The 19457-nt window shown below is 69.5% G+C and carries 33 protein-coding genes; 3 read left to right on the top strand and 30 right to left on the bottom strand.

Annotated elements, in window-relative coordinates:
* Positions 1-1246: hypothetical protein (locus ETD96_RS44595; RefSeq protein ID WP_171068973.1), on the top strand; the 1246-nt coding region annotated here is incomplete at its 5' end.
* A gap of 54 nt (positions 1247-1300) precedes the next feature.
* Here the strand turns inward: ETD96_RS44595 and truA are convergent.
* From truA to infA, 8 genes are all read right to left on the bottom strand, one after another.
* Positions 1301-2194: a tRNA pseudouridine(38-40) synthase TruA gene (truA, locus tag ETD96_RS11375; RefSeq protein ID WP_171068974.1), complete on the bottom strand. Its 894-nt coding sequence runs from the start codon at positions 2192-2194 to the stop codon at positions 1301-1303.
* A 175-nt stretch (positions 2195-2369) separates the two neighbouring features.
* Entirely contained in the window at positions 2370-2888 is a 519-nt protein-coding gene (rplQ, locus tag ETD96_RS11380; protein WP_138636290.1) for a 50S ribosomal protein L17, read from the bottom strand.
* Between the two features lie 96 nt (positions 2889-2984).
* Entirely contained in the window at positions 2985-3998 is a 1014-nt protein-coding gene (locus ETD96_RS11385; RefSeq protein WP_131741171.1) for a DNA-directed RNA polymerase subunit alpha, read from the bottom strand.
* A gap of 113 nt (positions 3999-4111) precedes the next feature.
* A complete protein-coding gene (rpsD, locus tag ETD96_RS11390) occupies positions 4112-4738 on the bottom strand; it encodes a 30S ribosomal protein S4 (RefSeq protein WP_138636291.1) in 627 nt (208 codons plus the stop codon).
* A gap of 20 nt (positions 4739-4758) precedes the next feature.
* Complete coding sequence (gene rpsK / locus ETD96_RS11395; RefSeq protein WP_021596710.1) at positions 4759-5160, bottom strand: 30S ribosomal protein S11; 402 nt, start codon at positions 5158-5160, stop codon at positions 4759-4761.
* Between the two features lie 48 nt (positions 5161-5208).
* Complete coding sequence (gene rpsM, locus ETD96_RS11400; protein ID WP_138636292.1) at positions 5209-5589, bottom strand: 30S ribosomal protein S13; 381 nt, start codon at positions 5587-5589, stop codon at positions 5209-5211.
* A gap of 184 nt (positions 5590-5773) precedes the next feature.
* On the bottom strand, positions 5774-5887 hold the full coding sequence (rpmJ, locus tag ETD96_RS11405; protein ID WP_021596712.1) for a 50S ribosomal protein L36: 114 nt from the start codon (positions 5885-5887) through the stop codon (positions 5774-5776).
* 66 nt (positions 5888-5953) lie between these two features.
* The gene (gene infA, locus ETD96_RS11410; RefSeq protein ID WP_067629441.1) at positions 5954-6175 is read right to left on the bottom strand and encodes a translation initiation factor IF-1; all 222 of its coding nucleotides are present in this window, start codon (positions 6173-6175) and stop codon (positions 5954-5956) included.
* Positions 6176-6433: 258 nt separating this feature from the next.
* Here infA and ETD96_RS11415 point away from each other — a divergent pair, with 258 nt between their 5' ends.
* On the top strand, positions 6434-6991 hold the full coding sequence (locus tag ETD96_RS11415; RefSeq protein ID WP_138636293.1) for a hypothetical protein: 558 nt from the start codon (positions 6434-6436) through the stop codon (positions 6989-6991).
* Positions 6992-7054: 63 nt separating this feature from the next.
* Here the strand turns inward: ETD96_RS11415 and ETD96_RS11420 are convergent, their stop codons facing one another.
* Complete coding sequence (locus ETD96_RS11420; RefSeq protein WP_138636294.1) at positions 7055-7270, bottom strand: hypothetical protein; 216 nt, start codon at positions 7268-7270, stop codon at positions 7055-7057.
* Positions 7271-7383: 113 nt separating this feature from the next.
* Here ETD96_RS11420 and ETD96_RS11425 point away from each other — a divergent pair, with 113 nt between their 5' ends.
* Entirely contained in the window at positions 7384-8199 is an 816-nt protein-coding gene (locus tag ETD96_RS11425; protein ID WP_138636295.1) for a phosphodiesterase, read from the top strand.
* Between the two features lie 4 nt (positions 8200-8203).
* On the opposite strand, the gene ETD96_RS11430 is transcribed toward ETD96_RS11425, so the two are convergent.
* The 21 genes from ETD96_RS11430 to rplB all read right to left on the bottom strand — a co-directional run bounded on the left by ETD96_RS11430 (position 8204) and on the right by rplB (position 19453).
* On the bottom strand, positions 8204-8650 hold the full coding sequence (locus tag ETD96_RS11430) for a DUF1707 SHOCT-like domain-containing protein (RefSeq protein WP_138636296.1): 447 nt from the start codon (positions 8648-8650) through the stop codon (positions 8204-8206).
* A gap of 14 nt (positions 8651-8664) precedes the next feature.
* On the bottom strand, positions 8665-9504 hold the full coding sequence (gene map / locus ETD96_RS11435; protein WP_138636297.1) for a type I methionyl aminopeptidase: 840 nt from the start codon (positions 9502-9504) through the stop codon (positions 8665-8667).
* 67 nt (positions 9505-9571) lie between these two features.
* On the bottom strand, positions 9572-10222 hold the full coding sequence (locus ETD96_RS11440; RefSeq protein ID WP_138636298.1) for an adenylate kinase: 651 nt from the start codon (positions 10220-10222) through the stop codon (positions 9572-9574).
* Complete coding sequence (gene secY / locus ETD96_RS11445) at positions 10222-11517, bottom strand: preprotein translocase subunit SecY (RefSeq protein ID WP_138636314.1); 1296 nt, start codon at positions 11515-11517, stop codon at positions 10222-10224. The genes ETD96_RS11440 and secY overlap by 1 nt, the downstream gene beginning before the upstream one ends.
* 227 nt (positions 11518-11744) lie before the next feature.
* A complete protein-coding gene (rplO, locus tag ETD96_RS11450) occupies positions 11745-12221 on the bottom strand; it encodes a 50S ribosomal protein L15 (protein WP_138636299.1) in 477 nt (158 codons plus the stop codon).
* A 1-nt stretch (position 12222) separates the two neighbouring features.
* Positions 12223-12405 (bottom strand): 50S ribosomal protein L30, encoded by a 183-nt coding sequence (gene rpmD, locus ETD96_RS11455; RefSeq protein WP_089324452.1) that lies wholly within the window; start codon positions 12403-12405, stop codon positions 12223-12225.
* The gene (rpsE, locus tag ETD96_RS11460) at positions 12402-13022 is read right to left on the bottom strand and encodes a 30S ribosomal protein S5 (protein WP_386874519.1); all 621 of its coding nucleotides are present in this window, start codon (positions 13020-13022) and stop codon (positions 12402-12404) included. The genes rpmD and rpsE overlap by 4 nt, the downstream gene beginning before the upstream one ends.
* A gap of 49 nt (positions 13023-13071) precedes the next feature.
* Positions 13072-13458, bottom strand: coding sequence for a 50S ribosomal protein L18 (gene rplR, locus ETD96_RS11465; protein WP_138636300.1), 387 nt, complete (start codon positions 13456-13458; stop codon positions 13072-13074).
* A 2-nt stretch (positions 13459-13460) separates the two neighbouring features.
* A complete protein-coding gene (gene rplF / locus ETD96_RS11470) occupies positions 13461-13997 on the bottom strand; it encodes a 50S ribosomal protein L6 (protein WP_138636301.1) in 537 nt (178 codons plus the stop codon).
* A gap of 16 nt (positions 13998-14013) precedes the next feature.
* A complete protein-coding gene (gene rpsH / locus ETD96_RS11475; protein WP_138636302.1) occupies positions 14014-14412 on the bottom strand; it encodes a 30S ribosomal protein S8 in 399 nt (132 codons plus the stop codon).
* 146 nt (positions 14413-14558) lie between these two features.
* A complete protein-coding gene (locus ETD96_RS11480; protein ID WP_138636303.1) occupies positions 14559-14744 on the bottom strand; it encodes a type Z 30S ribosomal protein S14 in 186 nt (61 codons plus the stop codon).
* A 2-nt stretch (positions 14745-14746) separates the two neighbouring features.
* Positions 14747-15322 (bottom strand): 50S ribosomal protein L5, encoded by a 576-nt coding sequence (gene rplE / locus ETD96_RS11485; RefSeq protein WP_138636304.1) that lies wholly within the window; start codon positions 15320-15322, stop codon positions 14747-14749.
* Positions 15323-15327: 5 nt separating this feature from the next.
* A complete protein-coding gene (gene rplX / locus ETD96_RS11490) occupies positions 15328-15636 on the bottom strand; it encodes a 50S ribosomal protein L24 (protein ID WP_138636305.1) in 309 nt (102 codons plus the stop codon).
* Positions 15636-16004, bottom strand: coding sequence for a 50S ribosomal protein L14 (gene rplN, locus ETD96_RS11495; protein ID WP_067629407.1), 369 nt, complete (start codon positions 16002-16004; stop codon positions 15636-15638). The genes rplX and rplN overlap by 1 nt, the downstream gene beginning before the upstream one ends.
* 98 nt (positions 16005-16102) lie before the next feature.
* Complete coding sequence (gene rpsQ, locus ETD96_RS11500) at positions 16103-16375, bottom strand: 30S ribosomal protein S17 (protein WP_138636306.1); 273 nt, start codon at positions 16373-16375, stop codon at positions 16103-16105.
* A complete protein-coding gene (rpmC, locus tag ETD96_RS11505; RefSeq protein WP_089324460.1) occupies positions 16372-16617 on the bottom strand; it encodes a 50S ribosomal protein L29 in 246 nt (81 codons plus the stop codon). Before rpmC ends, rpsQ begins: the two co-directional genes overlap by 4 nt.
* A complete protein-coding gene (gene rplP / locus ETD96_RS11510) occupies positions 16617-17036 on the bottom strand; it encodes a 50S ribosomal protein L16 (protein ID WP_089314943.1) in 420 nt (139 codons plus the stop codon). The genes rpmC and rplP overlap by 1 nt, the downstream gene beginning before the upstream one ends.
* Positions 17037-17043: 7 nt before the next feature.
* Complete coding sequence (gene rpsC / locus ETD96_RS11515; protein WP_138636307.1) at positions 17044-17907, bottom strand: 30S ribosomal protein S3; 864 nt, start codon at positions 17905-17907, stop codon at positions 17044-17046.
* Positions 17907-18290 (bottom strand): 50S ribosomal protein L22, encoded by a 384-nt coding sequence (rplV, locus tag ETD96_RS11520; protein WP_138636308.1) that lies wholly within the window; start codon positions 18288-18290, stop codon positions 17907-17909. Before rplV ends, rpsC begins: the two co-directional genes overlap by 1 nt.
* Before the next feature lie 35 nt (positions 18291-18325).
* Positions 18326-18607 (bottom strand): 30S ribosomal protein S19, encoded by a 282-nt coding sequence (gene rpsS, locus ETD96_RS11525; protein ID WP_067807019.1) that lies wholly within the window; start codon positions 18605-18607, stop codon positions 18326-18328.
* Between the two features lie 12 nt (positions 18608-18619).
* Positions 18620-19453 (bottom strand): 50S ribosomal protein L2, encoded by an 834-nt coding sequence (gene rplB / locus ETD96_RS11530; RefSeq protein ID WP_089324463.1) that lies wholly within the window; start codon positions 19451-19453, stop codon positions 18620-18622.
* Positions 19454-19457: the final 4 nt, after the last annotated feature.

A 19457-nucleotide genomic window follows, 5' to 3' on the forward strand; every position in this document is an offset into this window, starting at 1 on the left:
GGCCTCCACCGCGGACCCGGCCACCATCGGCATCTCGCCGGGGACGCTCGTCGCCGGCCCGGGAGTGCCGCCGGTCGACTCCCGCGGCGCCGTTCCCGCCGAGCCGCTCGTCAAGCCCCCCGTCTCGACCGACGACACCGACCCCGACGGCTTCCAGGCCGTCCGTCCGGAGGGCGCCGCCCCCGAGGACGACACCCCGAAGGACGACACCCCCGTGGACAACCCCGCCGTGAACGAGGCCGCGGAGGACGGTCCCGCGTCGCTCTCCGCCTTCGAGAAGGCGAAGGAGGCCGAGAGCGCGTCGTCCGCGCAGACGGCCGTGCTGGTGCCCGACGCGATCCTGCCGCGCGGCGTGGTGCCGCCCACCGGCAGCGGACCGTTCCCGCACACCGAGACCGCGGACGGCGCCACGGTCGCCGACGGCCAGATCCCCGTGATCGCGCCGGTCTACCACACCGAGGGCGGCGTCCCGCTCGACACACCGCCGCCGCCCGGCCGGCCGCCCCAGGGCGCGCCCGGCACCGGCAGGGCCGGCGGCGGGAACAAGCGCCGCACCGTGCTGATCGGCGCCGGCGCGGCCGTCGTCCTCGCGGCCGGCATCGCGCTGTTCACCTTGGGCGGGACGGAGCCGAGCAGCGAGGACGGCGCCCGCAAGGCGGCCGAGCCGTCCGCGGCCCCGGCGCCGTCGTCGGCGGCCCCGGCGGAGCCGTCCCCCGCGACCGGCCCGGCGAACATCGCCGACGAGAAGACCGACCCGAAGGACCTCACGTTCCGCGACGTGTTCCCGCAGGTGGTCGTCAAATTGGGCGGGCGGACGTACACCCGCGACCGCTGGTCCCTCAACCGCGACGTCAAGTACGCCGCCCGGGGCGCGATGCTCCGCACCCTGCAGCAGCAGCAGTGCCGCAAGATCGTTCGCGCGACGTTCATCGACCGGGCGAACAAGCTCGCCGTCACCTCCGGGATCGCGGTGATGCCGACGAAGGACGCCGCGCTCGCGGTGAGCAGGGCCGGCGACCCCGGCACGTACGAGTGGTTTCGCGGCATGGCCGGCAAGCACTCCCCGGACATCGACCGCGCCGGCGGCTACGCGGCGGCGACCGTCCGCGGCCGGTACGTGGCCTACGCCTACGTCCAGTGGGCGAACGGCAAGAAGGCCGAGCCCGGCGACCCGGTGATCAAACAGGCCGCCCAGCAGTTCCTCGACTACGACCTGCGCCCGATCATGGCCCGCGCCCGCGGCTGACCGGCCCTCTCACGGCCGCGCGCCCCCGCCCCGGGGCCCGCGGCCGTGTCGCGTCTAGGCCGTCCCCTGCTCGGACGAGGCGGGCTGCTGCTGCTCGGCGGCGGCGTTGGCGGCGGCGGTCGCGTTGAGCGTCCGGACCCGCCGGGTCTCCTGCGCGCGCCTGGCCAGGCTGTCGTCGCCGGGGTAGCGGATCTCCTCCAGCGACAGCCCGTGCGCGGGCGCCACGTTCACACCGGAGTCGCGGACGCGGGCGGCGAGCACCTCCGCGGGCCACTCCACCTCGCGCCGCCCGTCCCCCACCATCAGCAGCGCGCCGACGAGCGCCCGCACCATCGAGTGGCAGAACGCGTCGGCCTCCACGGTCGCGAGCGCCAGATGCGGGTCGCGGTCGTCGCGGACCCACTCGTAGCGCAGCAGCTCCCGGATCGTCGTCGCGCCCTCCCGCTTGCGGCAGTACGCGGCGAAGTCGGCCTCGCCCACCAGCCGCCGCGCGGCGTCGTTCATCCGGGCCAGGTTGAGCGGGCGCGGATGCCACAGCACGTCGTGGCGGCGCAGCGGGTCCACCCCCACGGGGTTGTCGCACACCCGGTACACGTAGCGGCGCGACAGCGCGGAGAACCGGGCGTCGAACCCCTCCGGCGCGATCGACACCCGCCACACCCGCACGTCCGGCGGGAGCAGCCCCGCGAGGCGGCGCGGCATCGTCCCGTTGATCGCCGAGTACGCCGCCACCGGCACCACCAGGTGCGCGACCTGGCCGCTCGCGTGGACGCCCGCGTCGGTGCGGCCGGCGACGGTGAGCATGGGGGGCGGATCGAGCCGCAGCATCCGCGCCAGCGCGTCCTCGATGACGCCCTGCACGGTCCGCTGGTTCGGCTGCCGCGCCCAGCCCGCGAAGTCCGACCCGTCGTAACCGATGTCGAGCCGGAGTCGTACCAGTGCGGTCATGTCAGCCGATTGATCCTTCTGCAACGTGGCTGTTCCGATCCCTTGCGTGTGCGCGCCGCCGCTCCCCTGACCTGACCATGTGTCAAGTCTGGCAAAGAACAGGGCCCACCGCCCGCTGTGGACGGTGGGCCCTGGACGAATGTCGAGCAAACGCTCGGCCAGTTCGCGCGGCGAACTACTCCTTGCCGTCCTCCGCCTTGGCGTCCGCCGCCTCGTCCGCGGCCTTGGCCTCGGGCTCGGCGTCGGTGTCGGCGGCCTTGCTGAGGGTGACCTCGCCCTCGGCGGGCAGCTCCTCCTCGGCGACCTTCGGCGCCGCCTTGCCGGTGGCGGCCGGCATCGGCTCCCGCACCAGCTCGATGACCGCCATGGGCGCGTTGTCGCCCTTGCGCGGACCGATCTTGGTGATGCGGGTGTAGCCGCCGGGCCGGGTCTCGAAGCTCGGCGCGATCTCGGTGAAGAGCGCGTGGACGACGCCCTTGTCGCGGATCGTGCGGGCCACCAGGCGACGGTTGTGCAGGTCGCCCTTCTTGGCCTTGGTGATCAGCTTCTCCGCCAGCGGACGCACCCGCCGGGCCTTGGCCTCGGTGGTGGTGATGCGGCCGTGCTCGAACAGCGCCGTCGCCAGGTTCGCCAGGATCAGCTTCTGGTGCGCGGCGCTCCCGCCGAGGCGGGCGCCCTTGGTGGGCTGAGGCATCGTGCTTCCTTCCTGCACCGGCCGTGTCAGGTACCGGTGTCAGCTGGTTCCGGTACGGCCGGGGAACGCGCCCCCGGGCCGTCCGGAATCGGGTTTCTAGTACTGCTCGGTCTCGGCGTAGCTCTGGTCGTCGTCGCCGTAGTTGTCGGCCGCCGCGCTCGGGTCGAACCCGGGCGGGGAGTCCTTCAGCGACAGGCCCATGTCGTTGAGCTTCTGCTTGACCTCTTCGATCGACTTGGCGCCGAAGTTGCGGATGTCGAGCAGGTCCTGCTCGGAGCGTGCCACGAGCTCGCCCACCGAGTGGATGCCCTCGCGCTTCAGGCAGTTGTAGGAGCGGACCGTGAGGTTCAGCTCCTCGATCGGCAGGGCCAGGTCCGCGGCGAGCGCGGCGTCCGTCGGGGACGGGCCCATGTCGATGCCCTCGGCCTCGACGTTGAGCTCCCGGGCCAGGCCGAACAGCTCGACGAGGGTCTTGCCGGCGGAGGCGACCGCGTCGCGCGGCAGCATCGCCTGCTTGGTCTCCACGTCCAGGATGAGGCGGTCGAAGTCGGTGCGCTGCTCGACTCGGGTCGCCTCGACCTTGTAGGTGACCTTCAGCACGGGCGAGTAGATGGAGTCGATCGGGATCCGGCCGATCTCCTGGCCCGGCTGCTTGTTCTGCGCGGCGGAGACGTAGCCGCGGCCGCGCTCGACCGTCAGCTCCATCTCCAGCTTGGCCTTGTTGTTCAGCGTGGCGATGTGCAGGTCCGGGTTGTGGACCTCGACGCCCGCCGGCGGCGCGATGTCGGCCGCGGTCACCTCGCCCGGGCCCTGCTTGCGCAGGTACATGACCACGGGCTCGTCGTGCTCGGAGGAGACGACGAGCTCCTTCAGGTTCAGGATGATGTCGGTGACATCCTCCTTGACCCCGGGGACGGTGGAGAACTCGTGGAGGACGCCCTCGATCCGGATGCTGGTGACGGCCGCACCGGGAATCGAGGAGAGCAGCGTACGACGCAGCGAGTTGCCGATCGTGTAGCCGAAGCCCGGCTCCAGCGGCTCGATGGTGAACCGCGACCGGTACTCGTCGACCTGCTCTTCGGTGAGAGTGGGACGCTGAGCGATGAGCATGGTGGTGCCTTCTTTCCGCGGTGCCCGCTATTTGACGACCGCGTTCTCGAGTGTTCCCCGATCCGCCGGGGCCCTGTCCGGGACCCCGGCGGTCGTTGAGCCCTACCCGGTTCCTACTTGGAGTAGAGCTCGACGATCAGCTGCTCCTGGACGGGAGCTTCGATCTGCTGGCGGACGGGCAGCGAGTGCACGAGGATCCGCATCTTCTCGCCGTCGACGCCGAGCCACGCCGGGACGGGGCGCTCGCCGATCTCGGCCTTGGCGACCTGGAACGGCGTCGTCTCCATCGACTTCGGCTTGACGTCGATGATGTCGGCCTCGTTCACGAGGGCCGACGGGATGTTGACCTTCTTGCCGTTGACCCGGATGTGGCCGTGCCGGATGAGCTGGCGGGCCATGTCGCGGGACTTGGCGAAGCCGCCCCGGTAGACGACGTTGTCGAGCCGGCGCTCCAGGAGGGCGAGCAGGTTGTCACCCGTCTTGCCCTGCTGGCGGTTCGCCTCGACGTAGTAGTTGTGGAACTGCCGCTCCAGGACGCCGTAGATGCGCCGCGCCTTCTGCTTCTCGCGAAGTTGCAGCAGGTACTCGGTCTCCTTGGGCCGACCGCGACCGTGCTCACCCGGCGGGTAGGGACGGATCTCGATCGGGCACTTCGGGCCCATGCACTTGCTGCCCTTGAGGAACAGCTTCATCTTCTCGCGGCGGCAGAGCTTGCAGTCCGCACCGGTGTAACGAGCCATTGTTCTAGATCTCCCCTGCCTCAGACCCGGCGACGCTTGGGCGGGCGGCAGCCGTTGTGCGGAACGGGCGTGACGTCCTGGATCGAGCCCACCTCGAGGCCGGTCGCCTGCAGCGAGCGGATGGCGGTCTCGCGGCCCGAGCCCGGGCCCTTCACGAAGACGTCGACCTTGCGCATGCCGTGCTCCATCGCGCGCCGGGCGGCGGCCTCGGCGGCCTGCTGCGCGGCGAACGGGGTGGACTTGCGCGAGCCCTTGAAACCGACGTGGCCCGAGGAGGCCCAGGAGATCACGTTCCCGTTGGGGTCGGTGATCGAGACGATCGTGTTGTTGAACGTGCTCTTGATGTGGGCGTGCCCGTGAGCGACGTTCTTCTTTTCCTTGCGGCGCACCTTCTTGGCGCCGACACGGCTCTTAGGAGGCATGTGCTCTCTCTACTCTTGAGGTCATCGATCCGGAGGACCGACTCCGGACTACTTCTTGCCGGCCTTCTTCTTGCCGGCCACGGTCTTCTTCTTGCCCTTGCGGGTGCGCGCGTTGGTCTGCGTGCGCTGACCGTGGACCGGAAGCCCGCGGCGGTGCCGGATGCCCTGGTAGCACCCGATCTCGATCTTGCGGCGGATGTCCGCCTGGACCTCGCGGCGAAGGTCACCCTCGATCTTGTAGTTCGCCTCGATCCAGTCGCGGAGCTTGATCAGCTCGTCGTCGCCGAGCTGGTGCACCCGCAGATCGCCGCTGACGCCGGTACCCGCCAGGGTCTCCAGCGCCCGCGTCCGGCCGATGCCGAAGATGTAGGTGAGAGCGACCTCCAAGCGCTTTTCGCGCGGGAGGTCGACGCCGAGGAGGCGTGCCATGTGGGCAGTTCCCTTCATAGTGCGGAGGTATGGACGCACCGCGTCCGCACACACCCTGCCCGGGTGGCGGCCTCGGCCTCCGACGGTCCGAGGGTGGTCCTCACACGCCGGTGCCGTACGACCCGATCATGGGTTCGTACGGCCACGTGTGTGAAGGCTGCGGTGCGCTTGTCTGTTGTGGGCGTCAGCCCTGACGCTGCTTGTGGCGCGGGTCGGAGCAGATGACCATGACCCGGCCGTGCCGGCGGATGACGCGGCACTTGTTGCAGATCTTCTTGACGCTCGGCTTGACCTTCACTGGGTCTCCTAGAGATAAGGGTCACCCCTGTGCCGCCACACACAGGGAAGGCAACCCCAGTGGGTGTTACTTGTAGCGGTAGACGATCCGACCGCGCGTGAGGTCGTAGGGGCTCAGCTCCACAACGACGCGGTCGTCCGGCAGGATCCGGATGTAGTGCATCCGCATCTTGCCGCTGATGTGGGCGAGCACCTTGTGCCCGTTCTCGAGCTCCACCCGGAACATGGCGTTCGGGAGGGACTCGATGACGGTGCCCTCGATCTCGATGGCCCCTTCTTTCTTGGGCATGTCCTCCGCGCTTCACTGATCGGCTCATTGGACGCGGCCCGGGTCTCCGGTGGAGAATCGACCGCAACCCACCACGACGCGCGAGCGTCGGAAACGGGGAATCAGGCGGCCGGCGACGGACCGACAAAGGAGTCTACGTCAACCGGACGCACAACGCGAAATCGACGCACGCCACGAGTCCGGAGACTGCTCCCGACACAAGCATACATCGCGTGCGCGTTGTACCTTTCAGGAGAGAGACGTCAGAGGAGGATCAGCATGCCGAGCTATGACTTCGCGCTGATCCTCAGCCGTCCCCTGTACGAGGACGAACTGGATCCGCTCTTCGACCGCACCCACGGCGCGGTCACGGTCTCGATCATCAGCGAGCCGCAGCACGCGGAGCGCCCCGGCAACGCGTCCTGCTCGTGGTCCGGCGCCACCCTCGCCGCGTCGATCATGGAGGTGGTCGAGCACGTCGAGCAGAGCGCGCCCGGCCTGCACGTCCTCCAGGTCGAGGCCGACCCGCTGCTGACGATCCGCGACATCGCCGAGCGCGTCGGCCGCTCGCTGGACTCGGTCCGGCACGCGATCACCGGCGCCCGCGGTGCCACCGGCTTCCCTCCCTCGGAGATGTCGACCGCCGGCCACCGCCTGTGGCGCTGGTCCAAGGTCGCCGCCTGGTACGGCCTGGACGACCCGCAGCTCGTCGAGGCGAAGCCCACGGTCCAGGCCATCAACGGTTGGCTGGCCCTCCGCGACGTCGTCCCCGACGTGGCCCCGCCCGCCGAAGAGGTCACCACGGCCCTGTCCCTGGTCATCCCGCACGTCGCCTGAGCGACGGCTCTGCCGGCGGGGCTCGGGCCCCGCGATGGAACGCTTGCGTGACGCGGGCGGGGTTCACCAGGAGCGGCAGCGGGTGAGGGCCGGTTCCACGTTCGCGAACCAGCGGGACGGGATCACGCGGCCGTCGGAGAGGCGGTGGGTCTCCGGGCCGGGGGCCGGGTCGAAGCCGGCCCGCCAGTCGCCATGGCCGTACCTCCGGTGTGATCTACCGCCGAGCAAGGCAGCGGGTGGAGGCGGGCGGTGGGAGACGCCCGTAATGTCGTTGTTCACGGGGCGGAGTCGACAGTGCGGGCGGACGAGGGCGAAGATCGTCCGGGGGGCGCGGCCCGGGGGTGGTGCGGAGACGGGCCCAGCGATGTCTTCAGGGCAAGGGGAGTGGATCGATGGCGATCATCGCGCAGCTGAGCGATATCCATCTGGCGGCCGGGCGCGACGGCGAGGTGGACGACGGCTCGGGCCCCGTGCGCGCCCTGCGGGCCGCCGTGTCGAGCCTGCTCTCGCTGCCGGCCCGTCCGGACGCGGTGGTCCTCACCGGCGACCTCGCCGACGGCGGGCGGCCCGCCGAGTACGCGCGGCTGCACGCGCTGCTGTCGCCGCTGCCGATGGCCGTCTACCCGATGTGCGGCAACCACGACGACCGCGACGAGATGCGGAAGGCGTTCGCCGACCACCCGGCGGTCGCCGCGACCGGTACCGCCCCGCGGGCGCCCCTGCAGTACGCCGTGGACGTCGCGGGCGTGCGGCTGGTCTGCTGCGACACCACCGTCGACGGCCACTCCCACGGGCACATGAGCGAGGACAGGCTCCGCTGGCTCGACGAGGTGCTGCGGGAGGCGCCCGACACGCCGACGGTCGTCGCCACCCACCATCCCGCATACCCGATCGGGATGCGGTTCATCGACGACCTGCGGTTCGTCGACCCGGCCGGGTTCGCGGCGGTGCTGTCCCGGCACCCGCAGGTGGTGCGGGTGATCTCCGGGCACGTCCACCGGGCGTCGGTCGGGTCGCTCGCGGGACGGGTCAGCACCACCTGCCCGAGCACCTACCGGCAGCTGTTCCTCGACCTCACCAAGCAGGGCCGCGCCGCCGTCACCGGCGAGCCCGCCGGGTTCGCGCTCCACCTCATCGGCGCGGACGGCACCGCCACCACGCACTTCGCCCCGACCGGCAACTACCGGCCGCTGATGGACGTGGAGTGAACCGTCAGCCGTGCCCGGAGCGGCCCCCGAAGATCGTGCGCATCAGCAGGATGGCGCCCCACGGGCCCGCCACCCAGATCCACCACGGGTAGACCGCGCCGTAGGTCACCAGCACGATCAGCCAGATGGTGAGGTTGATCGCGCTGACGGTGGCCCACGCGCCCCACATCGCGAGCGCGCCCCGCAGCTCCAGATCGCCGGAGGCGGGCCGCGCCGCGGTGGCGGTGCTCTTGGGCTGGGTGGCCGGGACGGGCAGCTGGTAGAGGTCCTCCTCCGGCAGGTCGGCCGTGACCTCCTGCAGCTCCCCGAAGGTCTTGGACGCGTAGACGCTCTCCAGCCGCTCCTGGAGCTCGTCCATCGTGATCCGGCCGAGGGCGCAGTGCTCCCGCAGGCTCGCGGCCACCCGGTCGCGGTCGGCGTCCGACGCCCGGACGTCAGGGTTCGGCGCCATCGTTCCTCCGCTTCTCAGGACGAGCTGTCAGTCCCATTCTGCGCGTCCGAGCCGAGCTTCTGGAACCATGCGCGGCCCTCATCGAGGGCGGTCAGCACGCGCGGGCCGTCCGCGGTGACCGCGAACGTGTGCTCGAAGTGCGCCGAGTACCGCCCGTCGGTGGTCACGACCGTCCAGCCGTCGTCCAGCTCGCGGGTCTCCTTGGTGCCGAGGTTCACCATCGGCTCGACCGCGAAGCACATCCCCGGCTCCAGGACGGGCCCGTGCCCGGCCTCGCCGTGGTTGGGGATCAGCGGGTCCATGTGCATCTCGGTGCCGATGCCGTGCCCCCCGTAGCCCTCAACGATGCCGTAGCGGCCCTGAGAGCGAATGTGAGCCTCGATCGCGTGCGACATGTCCGTCAGGCGGGCCCCGGCCCTTCCGGCCGCCAGACCGGACCACAGAGACGTCTCGGTGACCTCCAGCAGCCGCCGCAGCTCGTCGGTGATCTCGCCGACCGGCACCGTGATCGCCGCGTCGCCGTGCCAGCCCTCGACGATCGCGCCGCAGTCGATCGAGATGACGTCGCCGTCGCGCAGCGTCTTGCCGGCGCGCGGGATGCCGTGGACGATCTCCTCGTTGACCGAGGCGCAGATCGTCCCGGTGAAGCCGTGGTAGCCCTTGAAGGACGGGACGCCGCCGTTGTCGCGGATGTGCTCCTCGGCGAGCGCGTCGAGGTCCAGGGTGGTGATCCCCGGCTTGACCGCGCCGCGCAGCAGCTCCAGCGTCCGGCCGACGAGCAGGCCCGCCGCCCGCATCAGCTCGACCTGCTCCGGGGTCTTCATCTGGATGGTGGGCCTACGCCGTCTGAACATCATTCCCCCTGCACCGGTTCGGCCGCCGCCGGGCGGGGCGCGGAACCGGTGGCTCCGCGCCCGCCCGTCACTTCTCCAGCGGGCGCAGCGCGGCCAGAGCGCGCTTCGTGACCTCTTCGACCGGGCCCGTGGCGTCGATGCCGACGAGGATGTTCTCGTCGGCGTAGAACTGCACCAGCGGCGCCGTGTCGTGCCGGTACACCTCCAGGCGGTGCATGACGACCTCTTCCTTGTCGTCGTCCCGCTGGAACAGGTGACCGCCGCAGTCGTCGCAGATGTCGTCCTGCTTGTCGTCGAAGTCGACGTGCCAGATCCGGCCGCACCGGTCGCAGGTGCGCCGGCCCGACAGCCGCCGGACGACCTCGTCCTCGTCGACGACGAGCTCCAGGACGATGTCGAGGCGCGCGTCCCACTCGGCGAGGATCTTCTTGAGCGTCTCCGCCTGCGGGACGTTGCGCGGGAACCCGTCCAGCAGGAACCCGTCGCGGGCGTCCTCCTCGCCGAGCCGGTCGCGGACCATCGCGATCGTGACCTCGTCGGGGACGAGGTCGCCGCGGTCCATGAACTGCTTGGCCTGCAGGCCGAGTTCGGTCCCGCCGCTGACGTTGGCGCGGAAGATGTCACCTGTCGAGATCTTCGGGACCGACAGATGAGATGCGATGAACTGGGCCTGCGTCCCCTTGCCCGCTCCCGGGGGGCCCACCAGCACGATACGCACTACCGGAGGAAGCCCTCGTAGTTGCGCTGCTGCAGCTGACTCTCGATCTGCTTCACGGTATCCAGTCCGACGCCGACGACGATGAGGATGCTCGCGCCACCGAAGGGGAAGTCCTGGGTCGCGTTCAGGAGTGCGAACGCCACCATCGGGATCAGGGACACGAGCCCCAGGTACAGCGCACCCGGCGCGGTGATCCGGGTCAGCACGAAGTCGAGGTATTCGGCGGTCGGCCGACCAGGACGGATACCTGGGATGAATCCACCATACTTCTTCATGTTGTCGGCCACTTCAGTGGGGTTGAACGTAATCGCCACGTAGAAGTAGGTGAAGAAGATGATCAAGACGAAGTAGAAGCCCATGTGCCAGGCGTTGTCCTGCTGCAGGTAGGGCTGGACCTTCTGCAGCCACTTGGTGTTGGGCCACAGCTGCGTCGCCAGGATCGGCAGGTAGAGCAGCGAGGACGCGAAGATGATCGGGATGATGCCGGCCTGGTTCACCTTCAGCGGGATGTAGGTCGACGTCCCGCCGTACATGCGCCGGCCCACCATCCGCTTGGCGTACTGGACGGGGATGCGCCGCTGCGCCTGCTCGACGAACACGACGCCCGCCATGATGGCGAGGCCGACCAGGATCACGATCGCGAAGACGAAGCCGTTCTTGGCCTTGTAGATCCCCCAGAACTGGCCGGGGAAGACGGCCACGACCTGGGTGAAGATCAGGACGGACATGCCGTTGCCGACGCCGCGGTCGGTCATCAGCTCGCCCAGCCACATGATGACCGTGGTGCCCGCCACCATGCAGATCACCATCGTGATGATCGGGAAGAGGCCGGTGTCGTAGAGGATGTCGCCGCTGCCGGACACGCCCTGGAACAGCTGCCCGGTGCTCGCCATCGCCACGATGCCGGTGGCCTGGAGGATCGCCAGCCCGACCGTCAGGTAGCGGGTGTACTGTGTGATCTTCGTCGTGCCGGCCTGGCCCTCTTTCTTCAGGGCCTCCAGCCGCGGAATCACGACCACCAGCAGCTGCAGGATGATGCTCGCCGTGATGTACGGCATGATGCCCAGCGCGAAGATCGACAGCTTCAGCAGCGCGCCGCCGCTGAACAGGTCGACGAGGCCGTAGAGCTGGTTGCTCTCCTTGGCCGCGTCCGCGGTGTCCTTCAGCACCTTCACGTTCACGTTCGGCGTCGGCAGGATCGAACCGATCCGGAACACCAAGATCATGAACAACGTGAACAGAAGTTTTTTACGCAGGTCAGGCGTACGGAAAGCCCGAGCGAACGCGGTCAGCACCATTCCTCCTGCGTGACTGGCGGGTTCACGGCCACCGAGGGGCCGGCTACAGCATGAGAACGGGCGGAGGATACCCGAGGAGACGCGTAAGTGCGCAATCTCACGCGAGTCGCCTTCGCCCGTAGGACTCTAACAGCAGATGACACCGGGGCCGCCCCGCCTTTCCCGGAGCCTTCACGGCCCCGGGTGCTCGGCGAGTACGGCCCCGGCATCGGACGTCGTCCTTCTTACAGCTCGTCGGTGGACCCACCGGCGGCGGCGATCTTCTCCTTCGCGGTGCCGGAGAAGGCGTGCGCCTTCACCTGGACCGCGACGGAGATCTCGCCCGTGCCGAGGACCTTGACCGGACGGCCGCCGCGCACCGCGCCCTTGGCCGCCAGGTCCTCCGCCGTGACCTCGCCGCCCTCGGGGTAGAGCGCGGCGAGCTTGTCCAGGTTCACGACCTGGAACTCGACCCGGTTCGGGTTCTTGAAGCCCTTCAGCTTCGGCACCCGGCGGATCAGCGGCATCTGGCCGCCCTCGAACCCGACGGGGACGGTGCTGCGGGCCTTCGTGCCCTTGGTGCCGCGGCCCGCGGTCTTGCCCTTGGACGCCTCGCCGCGGCCCTTGCGGGTCTTGGCCTTGTTGGCGCCGGGGGCCGGACGCAGGTCGTGGACCTTGAGCGGGGTTCCCTCGGAGGTGTCCTTACCGAGATCAGCCGCCATGTCAGTCGACCTCCTCGACGGTGACCAGGTGCGCCACCGTCCGGATCATGCCGAGCACCTCGGGGCGGTCCTCGCGGACCACGCTCTGCCCGATCTTCTTCAGGCCGAGGGTGCGCAGCGTGTCACGCTGGTTCTGCTTCTCGCTGATCACGGACTTGGTCTGCGTGATCTTCAGGTTCGTCATGACGACGCGGCCTCCGCCCTGGGCTCGCTGCCCGCCGCGCGGGCGCGCAGCATGGCCGCCGGGGCGACGTCCTCGATCGGCAGGCCGCGCTTGGCCGCGATCTCCTCCGGACGCTTCAGCGACTTCAGCCCCGCGATCGTGGCGTGCACGATGTTGATGGCGTTGTCGCTGCCCAGCGACTTGCTCAGCACGTCGTGGATGCCGGCGGCCTCCAGGACGGCGCGCACCGGGCCACCGGCGATGACGCCCGTACCGGGGCTGGCCGGACGCAGCAGGACCTCGCCCGCCGCGTCCCGCGCCTGCACCAGGTGCGGGATGGTGCCCTGGATCCGCGGCACCTTGAAGAAGTGCTTCTTGGCCTCTTCGACGCCCTTGGCGATCGCCGCGGGCACCTCCTTGGCCTTGCCGTAGCCGACGCCGACGGTGCCGTTGCCGTCACCGACGATCACCAGGGCGGTGAAGCTGAAGCGACGCCCGCCCTTGACGACCTTGGCGACACGGTTGATCGCCACGACCTTCTCGATGTACGACTGGCCCTTGTCGGCGCCACCGCGGCGGTCGTCGCGGCGGTCGCGACGGTCGCCACCCTGACCGCCACCACGCCTCTGCGCTGCCATCAGTGGTTCCTTCCGATAAAGGTGGTGGGTGGGGGCTGGAGGACGGTCATTAGAGCTCGAGGCCCCCCTCGCGCGCACCGTCCGCGACAGCGGCGATGCGGCCGTGGTACTTGTGCCCACCGCGGTCGAACACGACCGAGTGGACGCCGGCGTCCTGGGCCCGGCGGGCGACGAGCTCGCCGACCTTGCGGGACTTGGCCGTCTTGTCGCCGGAGTCGGCGCGCAGGTCGGCCTCCATCGTCGACGCGCTGGCCAGCGTGTGGCCCTTGTCGTCGTCGATGACCTGGACGAACACGTGCCGGCTGGAGCGGGTCACGACCAGGCGAGGCCGCGCGGCGCTGCCCACGACCTTCTTCCGGACCCGCAGGTGCCGGCGCTTGCGGGACTTGGCCCGCGCCGACGTGGCCTTCGCGGCCAGGGTCTTGGTGCCTGCCATGACTACTTACCAGCCTTTCCGACCTTGCGGCGGATCTGCTCACCTTCGTAGCGCACGCCCTTGCCCTTGTACGGGTCCGGCTTGCGCAGCTTGCGGATGCGGGCGGCGATCTCGCCGACGAGCTGCTTGTCGATGCCCTCGACGGTCAGCTGCGTCGGCTTCTCGACCGTGAACTTGATGCCGTCCGGGGCCTCGAACGGGATCGGGTGGCTGTAGCCGAGGGAGAACTCGACGTTCTGCCCCTTGGCCACCACCCGGTAGCCGACGCCCTGGATGACCAGGGTCTTCTTGTAGCCGTCGGTCACCCCGACGACCATGTTGTTGATCAGCGTCCGGGTCAGCCCGTGCAGCCCGCGCACCTTGTTCACATCGTTCGGCCGGGTGACGACGATCTTGCCGTCCTCCTGGCTGACCTCGATGGGCTCGGCGACGGTGTGCGACAGCGTGCCCTTCGGCCCCTTGACGGTGACCTCCCGGCCGTCGAGGCTCACCTCGACACCGCTGGGCACGGTGATGGGAAGACGTCCAATACGAGACATTGTTCGGTACCTCCCCTCACCAGACGTAGGCGAGGACTTCCCCGCCCACGCCGCGCTTGCCCGCCTGCCGGTCGGTCATCAGGCCGGAGGACGTCGAGATGATCGCGACGCCCAGTCCGCCCAGGACCCTCGGCAGGTTGTCCTTCTTCGCGTACACGCGCAGACCCGGCTTCGAGACGCGCTTGATGCCGGCGATCGAACGCTCCCGGGTGGGGCCGAACTTGAGCTCGATCACGAGCTCCTTGCCCACCTTGGCGTCCTGCACGTTCCAGCCCGAGATGTAGCCCTCCTGCTGGAGGATCTCGGCGATGTGCGCCTTGATCTTCGAGTACGGCATCGCCACTGAGTCGTGGTACGCCGAATTCGCGTTACGCAGACGCGTCAGCATGTCTGCGATCGGGTCGGTCATCGTCATGGCCTACAGGCCCTCCCTCGCCACGGTTTCCTCGGGTTGATGCGGCCCGTGGACCTTTGGCGCGGTCGTGGACGCCCTCTCGGGCGCCCGGTTGGTCATTACAGGCCGGCGTCCGCCCCCCGGGGCCGGGGCCCCGGGGGATGCGGTCACCAGCTGGACTTCGTGATGCCGGGCAGCTCGCCGCGGTGGGCCATCTCCCGGAAGCACACCCGGCAGAGGCCGAACTTCCGGTAGACGGAGCGCGGACGCCCGCAGCGCGAGCAACGAGTGTACGCGCGCACCTCGAACTTCGGCTTCCGCGCCGCCTTGGCGATCAGCGACTTCTTCGCCATGCTCAGCTCTCCTTGAAGGGGAAGCCCAGGAGCTTGAGCAGCGCCCGGCCCTCGTCGTCGGTCTTCGCGGTCGTCACGACCGTGATGTCCATGCCCCGCTGCCGGTCGACCTTGTCCGGGTCGACCTCGTGGAACATGACCTGCTCGGTCAGCCCGAAGGTGTAGTTGCCGTTGCCGTCGAACTGCTTCGGCGACAGGCCGCGGAAGTCGCGGATGCGGGGCAGCGCGGTGGCGAGCAGCCGGTCCAGGAACTCCCACATGCGGTCGCCGCGCAGCGTGGCGTGCGCGCCGATCGGCATGCCCTCGCGCAGCTTGAACTGCGCGATGGACTTGCGGGCCCGGTTGACCGCCGGCTTCTGGCCGGTGATCACCGACAGGTCGCGGATCGCGCCCTCGATCAGCTTGGCGTCCTTGGCCGCGTCGCCGACGCCCATGTTGACCACGATCTTGGTCAGCGTGGGAATCTGCATGACGTTGGCGTAGCCGAACTGCTCGCGCATCTGCCCCGCGATCTCCTCGCGGTAGCGGACCTTGAGCCTCGGCGTCGGCACGGGACGCTCGGTGACGGTCTCGGTCATCGGTCTCAGATCTCCTTACCGCTACGGCGCGAGATCCGGACCTTCGTGCCGTCGTCGTTGGTGCGGTAACCGACCCGTACCGGCTTGCCGTCCTCGACGATGGCGACGTTGCTGGCGTGCAGCGGCGCCTCCACCGTGACGCGGCCGCTCTCCTTGCCGGCGCGCTGCTGGTCGGCCTTGATGTTCTTGGTGATGAGGTTGACGCCCTCGACGACGACGCGCTCGGCGCGCGGGTCGACGCGCAGGACCTTGCCCGTCGCGCCCTTGTCCTTGCCGGCGAGGACGATGACCTCGTCGCCCTTGCGGATCTTCATCAGAGCACCTCCGGCGCGAGCGAGATGATGCGCATGAACTTCTTCTCGCGCAGTTCACGGCCCACCGGGCCGAAGATACGGGTGCCGCGGGGGTCGCCGCCGTCCCGGATCAGGACGGCGGCGTTCTCGTCGAAGCGGATGTAGGAGCCGTCCGGGCGCCGGCGCTCCTTGCGGGTGCGCACGACGACCGCCTTGACGACGTCACCCTTCTTCACGCCCGCGCCGGGAAGGGCGTCCTTCACCGTCGCGACGATGATGTCGCCGACTCCCGCGTAGCGCCGACCCGAGCCGCCGAGAACCCGGATGCAAAGGATCTCCTTCGCACCCGTGTTGTCGGCGACCTTGAGTCGCGACTCCTGCTGGATCACGTCAACTCCTGTTCGTCACACCGGTTCTGCACCGGATCTCGTCCGGCCAGCCTGGTGGAACCAGTCATGTACAAGTGCGGGACTCGCGCCCCGCGGGCCTACTTGGCCTTCTCGAGGATCTCCACCACGCGCCACCGCTTGGTGGCCGACAGCGGACGGGTCTCCATGAGCCGGACGCGGTCGCCCACGCCGCACTCGTTGCCCTCGTCGTGCGCCTTGTAGTTCTTCGTGCGGCGGATCACCTTGTGGTACCTGCGGTGGGTCACGCGGTCCTCGACGGACACGACCACGGTCTTGTCCATCTTGTCGCTGACCACGAGGCCCTCAAGGACCTTGCGGGTGGTCCGCTGCTCCGTCTGCTGCTCGGTCATTCGTTGCCCTCCGCGGCGTCGTCCTCGGCGACCGTGACGATGCCGAGCTCGCGCTCCCGCATCACGGTGTAGATGCGGGCGATCTCGCGCTTGACGGTGCGCAGCCGCCCGTGGCTCTCAAGCTGGCCGGTCGCGGCCTGGAAGCGGAGGTTGAACAGCTCCTCCTTGGCCTCCTTGAGCTTGGTGACCAGGACGTCCTCGGGCTCGGTCCGCAGGTCGTCGGCGGTAAGACCCTTGGCCATCAGGACTCACCCACCTCTCGCTTAACGATCTTGCACTTCATGGGAAGCTTGTGGATCGCGCGGGTGAGCGCCTCCCGAGCCACCTGCTCGTTCGGGTAGGAGATCTCGAACAGCACGCGGCCCGGCTTCACGTTGGCCACCCACCACTCCACGGAGCCCTTACCGGAGCCCATGCGGGTCTCGGCGGGCTTCTTGGTCAGCGGACGGTCCGGGAAGATGTTGATCCAGACCTTGCCGCCGCGCTTGATGTGGCGCGTCATCGCGATTCGCGCGGCCTCGATCTGCCGGTTCGTCACGTACGCGGACTCGACGGCCTGGATGCCGTACTCGCCGAACGTCACCCTCGTGCCGCCCTTGGCCATGCCACGGCGCTTCGGGTGGTGCTGCTTGCGGTGCTTGACCTTGCGAGGGATCAGCATCGGTTACTCAGCTCCCCTCACCCTGCGGAGCAGCCTCGGCCGCCGGGGCCGGCTGCTCGGAAACCTGCTGCTGCTTCTGCTCGCCGCCGCGGGCGCCGCGGTCGCCGCCGCGCTCGCCACCGGCGCCGCCGCGGCCGCCACGGCCACCGCGGCCGCCGCCGCCACGGCGCTCGCCGCGGCGCTCACGGCCGCCACCGCCGCCGGCCGCGCGCTGCTGCGCGGCCTGCTGCTCGCGCTCGGCGCGGGTCTGCGCGGCCTCGCCCTTGTAGATCCACACCTTGACGCCGATGCGGCCGAACGTCGTCCGGGCCTCGTAGAAGCCGTAGTCGATGTCGGCGCGCAGCGTGTGCAGCGGGACCTGGCCCTCGCGGTAGAACTCCGACCGCGACATCTCGGCGCCGCCGAGACGGCCGCCGCACTGCACCTTGATGCCCTTGGCGCCGGACTTCATCGCGGACTGGATCGCCTTGCGCATGGCGCGGCGGAACGCGACCCGGCTGGACAGCTGCTCGGCCACGCCCTGCGCGACGAGCTGCGCGTCGATCTCGGGGTTCTTCACCTCGAGGATGTTCAGCCGGACCTGCTTGCCGGTCAGCTTCTCCAGGTCGCCGCGCAGCCGCTCGGCCTCCGCGCCGCGGCGGCCGATGACGATGCCCGGCCGGGCGGTGTGGATGTTGACCTCGACGCGGTCACGGGTCCGCTCGATCTCCACCTTGGAGATGCCCGCCCGGTCCATGCCCTTCTGCAGCATGCGCCGGATCTGGACGTCTTCCTTGACGTAGTCCTTGTAGAGCTTGTCGGCGAACCACACGGACTTGTGGTCGGTGGTGATGCCGAGCCGGAACCCGTGCGGGTTGATCTTCTGACCCACTACCGGGCCCTCCTCGTCTTCTTACCGCCGCCCGACGCGGAAACCGCGTCGTCCCGCGACTCCACGACCACCGTGATGTGGCTCGTGCGCTTGTTGATGCGGTAAGCCCGGCCCTGGGCACGGGGGCGGAAACGCTTGAGCGTCGGCCCCTCGTCCACCCACGCACGGCTCACGACGAGCGTGTCCGAGTCGAGCTTGAAGTTGTGCTCGGCGTTGGCGATGGCACTCGCCAGCACCTTGCCCACCGGCTCACTCGCAGCCTGGGGGGCGAACCGCAGCACCGCCTGAGCCTCCGCGGCAGGCAGGCCGCGGATGAGGTCCACCACGCGGCGGGCCTTCCTGGGCGTGACGCGGATGTACCGCGCCTGGGCCCTGGCTTCCATCGCTGTTCCTCTCCGTACGATTCTGCTCTGCCTGCTCAGCCTCGGCGGCTGCGGCGGTCTTCCTTGACGTGGCTGCGGAACGTGCGCGTCGGCGCGAACTCGCCGAGCTTGTGCCCCACCATGGCGTCGGTGATGAACACCGGGACGTGCTTGCGGCCGTCGTGCACGGCGATCGTGTGACCGATCATGTCCGGCACGATCATGGAGCGCCGCGACCACGTCTTGATGACGTTCTTGGTGCCCTTCTCGTTCTGGACGTCCACCTTCTTCATCAGGTGGTCGTCCACGAACGGGCCCTTCTTAAGGCTACGTGGCATGACGAGCGACTCCTACCGCTTCTTCTTGCTGCGACGACGGACGATCAGCCGGTCGCTCGACTTGTTCGCCTGGCGAGTGCGGCCTTCCTTCTTGCCGGCGGGGTTCACCGGGTGGCGGCCACCGGAGGTCTTGCCCTCACCACCGCCGTGCGGGTGGTCGATCGGGTTCATGGCGACACCGCGGACGGTCGGGCGCTTGCCCTTCCACCGCATGCGGCCGGCCTTGCCCCAGTTGATGTTCGACTGCTCGGCGTTGCCGACCTCGCCGACCGTCGCGCGGCAGCGCACGTCCACCATCCGCATCTCGCCGGAGGGCATGCGCAGCGTGGCGTACTTGCCCTCCTTGGCCAGCAGCTGGACGCCGGCGCCCGCGCTGCGGGCGATCTTGGCGCCGCCGCCGGGGCGGAGCTCGATGGCGTGCACGACCGTACCGGTCGGGATGTTGCGCAGCGGCAGGCAGTTGCCCGGCTTGATGTCCGCGCCCGGCCCGTTCTCCACCCGGTCGCCCTGCTTCAGGCCGCGGGGGGCGAGGATGTAGCGCTTCTCGCCGTCCACGTAGTGCAGCAGCGCGATCCGCGCGGTGCGGTTCGGGTCGTACTCGATGTGCGCGACCTTGGCCGGCACGCCGTCCTTGTCGTGCCGGCGGAAGTCGATCAGGCGGTAGGCGCGCTTGTGCCCGCCGCCCTGGTGCCGGGTCGTGATGCGGCCGTGGTTGTTGCGGCCGCCCTTCTTGGGGAGCGGACGCAGCAGCGACTTCTCCGGCTCGTCGCGCGTGATCTCGACGAAGTCGGCCACGCTGGAGCCGCGACGCCCCGGAGTCGTCGGCTTGTAGTTACGGATGCCCATCTTT

Origin of the sequence: Actinomadura geliboluensis (assembly GCF_005889745.1) — a bacterium.
GTDB lineage: Bacteria > Actinomycetota > Actinomycetes > Streptosporangiales > Streptosporangiaceae > Spirillospora > Spirillospora geliboluensis.

Excerpts from the sequence above, each read along its gene's own strand:
- ETD96_RS11385 (WP_131741171.1), bottom strand. The coding sequence starts at position 3,998 with ATGCTCATCGCTCAGCGTCCCACTCTCACCGAAGAGCAGGTCGACGAG.
- map (WP_138636297.1), bottom strand. The coding sequence starts at position 9,504 with ATGTTCAGACGGCGTAGGCCCACCATCCAGATGAAGACCCCGGAGCAG.
- rplV (WP_138636308.1), bottom strand. The coding sequence starts at position 18,290 with ATGGAAGCCAGGGCCCAGGCGCGGTACATCCGCGTCACGCCCAGGAAG.
- rpmD (WP_089324452.1), bottom strand. The coding sequence starts at position 12,405 with ATGACGAACCTGAAGATCACGCAGACCAAGTCCGTGATCAGCGAGAAG.
- rplX (WP_138636305.1), bottom strand. The coding sequence starts at position 15,636 with ATGAAGATCCGCAAGGGCGACGAGGTCATCGTCCTCGCCGGCAAGGAC.
- rpsH (WP_138636302.1), bottom strand. The coding sequence starts at position 14,412 with ATGACGATGACCGACCCGATCGCAGACATGCTGACGCGTCTGCGTAAC.
- rplF (WP_138636301.1), bottom strand. The coding sequence starts at position 13,997 with ATGTCTCGTATTGGACGTCTTCCCATCACCGTGCCCAGCGGTGTCGAG.
- ETD96_RS11480 (WP_138636303.1), bottom strand. The coding sequence starts at position 14,744 with ATGGCGAAGAAGTCGCTGATCGCCAAGGCGGCGCGGAAGCCGAAGTTC.
- rpsD (WP_138636291.1), bottom strand. The coding sequence starts at position 4,738 with ATGGCTCGTTACACCGGTGCGGACTGCAAGCTCTGCCGCCGCGAGAAG.
- rpsM (WP_138636292.1), bottom strand. The coding sequence starts at position 5,589 with ATGGCACGCCTCCTCGGCGTCGACCTCCCGCGCGAAAAGCGCTTGGAG.
- rplR (WP_138636300.1), bottom strand. The coding sequence starts at position 13,458 with ATGGCAGGCACCAAGACCCTGGCCGCGAAGGCCACGTCGGCGCGGGCC.
- rplB (WP_089324463.1), bottom strand. The coding sequence starts at position 19,453 with ATGGGCATCCGTAACTACAAGCCGACGACTCCGGGGCGTCGCGGCTCC.
- infA (WP_067629441.1), bottom strand. The coding sequence starts at position 6,175 with ATGCCCAAGAAAGAAGGGGCCATCGAGATCGAGGGCACCGTCATCGAG.
- rplQ (WP_138636290.1), bottom strand. The coding sequence starts at position 2,888 with ATGCCTCAGCCCACCAAGGGCGCCCGCCTCGGCGGGAGCGCCGCGCAC.
- rpmC (WP_089324460.1), bottom strand. The coding sequence starts at position 16,617 with ATGGCCAAGGGTCTTACCGCCGACGACCTGCGGACCGAGCCCGAGGAC.
- rpsE (WP_386874519.1), bottom strand. The coding sequence starts at position 13,022 with ATGGCAGCGCAGAGGCGTGGTGGCGGTCAGGGTGGCGACCGTCGCGAC.
- rpsK (WP_021596710.1), bottom strand. The coding sequence starts at position 5,160 with ATGCCTCCTAAGAGCCGTGTCGGCGCCAAGAAGGTGCGCCGCAAGGAA.
- rplO (WP_138636299.1), bottom strand. The coding sequence starts at position 12,221 with ATGGCGGCTGATCTCGGTAAGGACACCTCCGAGGGAACCCCGCTCAAG.
- rpsQ (WP_138636306.1), bottom strand. The coding sequence starts at position 16,375 with ATGACCGAGCAGCAGACGGAGCAGCGGACCACCCGCAAGGTCCTTGAG.
- ETD96_RS11415 (WP_138636293.1), top strand. The coding sequence starts at position 6,434 with ATGCCGAGCTATGACTTCGCGCTGATCCTCAGCCGTCCCCTGTACGAG.
- rplE (WP_138636304.1), bottom strand. The coding sequence starts at position 15,322 with ATGACCGAGACCGTCACCGAGCGTCCCGTGCCGACGCCGAGGCTCAAG.
- truA (WP_171068974.1), bottom strand. The coding sequence starts at position 2,194 with ATGACCGCACTGGTACGACTCCGGCTCGACATCGGTTACGACGGGTCG.
- rpsS (WP_067807019.1), bottom strand. The coding sequence starts at position 18,607 with ATGCCACGTAGCCTTAAGAAGGGCCCGTTCGTGGACGACCACCTGATG.
- rplP (WP_089314943.1), bottom strand. The coding sequence starts at position 17,036 with ATGCTGATCCCTCGCAAGGTCAAGCACCGCAAGCAGCACCACCCGAAG.
- ETD96_RS11430 (WP_138636296.1), bottom strand. The coding sequence starts at position 8,650 with ATGGCGCCGAACCCTGACGTCCGGGCGTCGGACGCCGACCGCGACCGG.
- ETD96_RS11425 (WP_138636295.1), top strand. The coding sequence starts at position 7,384 with ATGGCGATCATCGCGCAGCTGAGCGATATCCATCTGGCGGCCGGGCGC.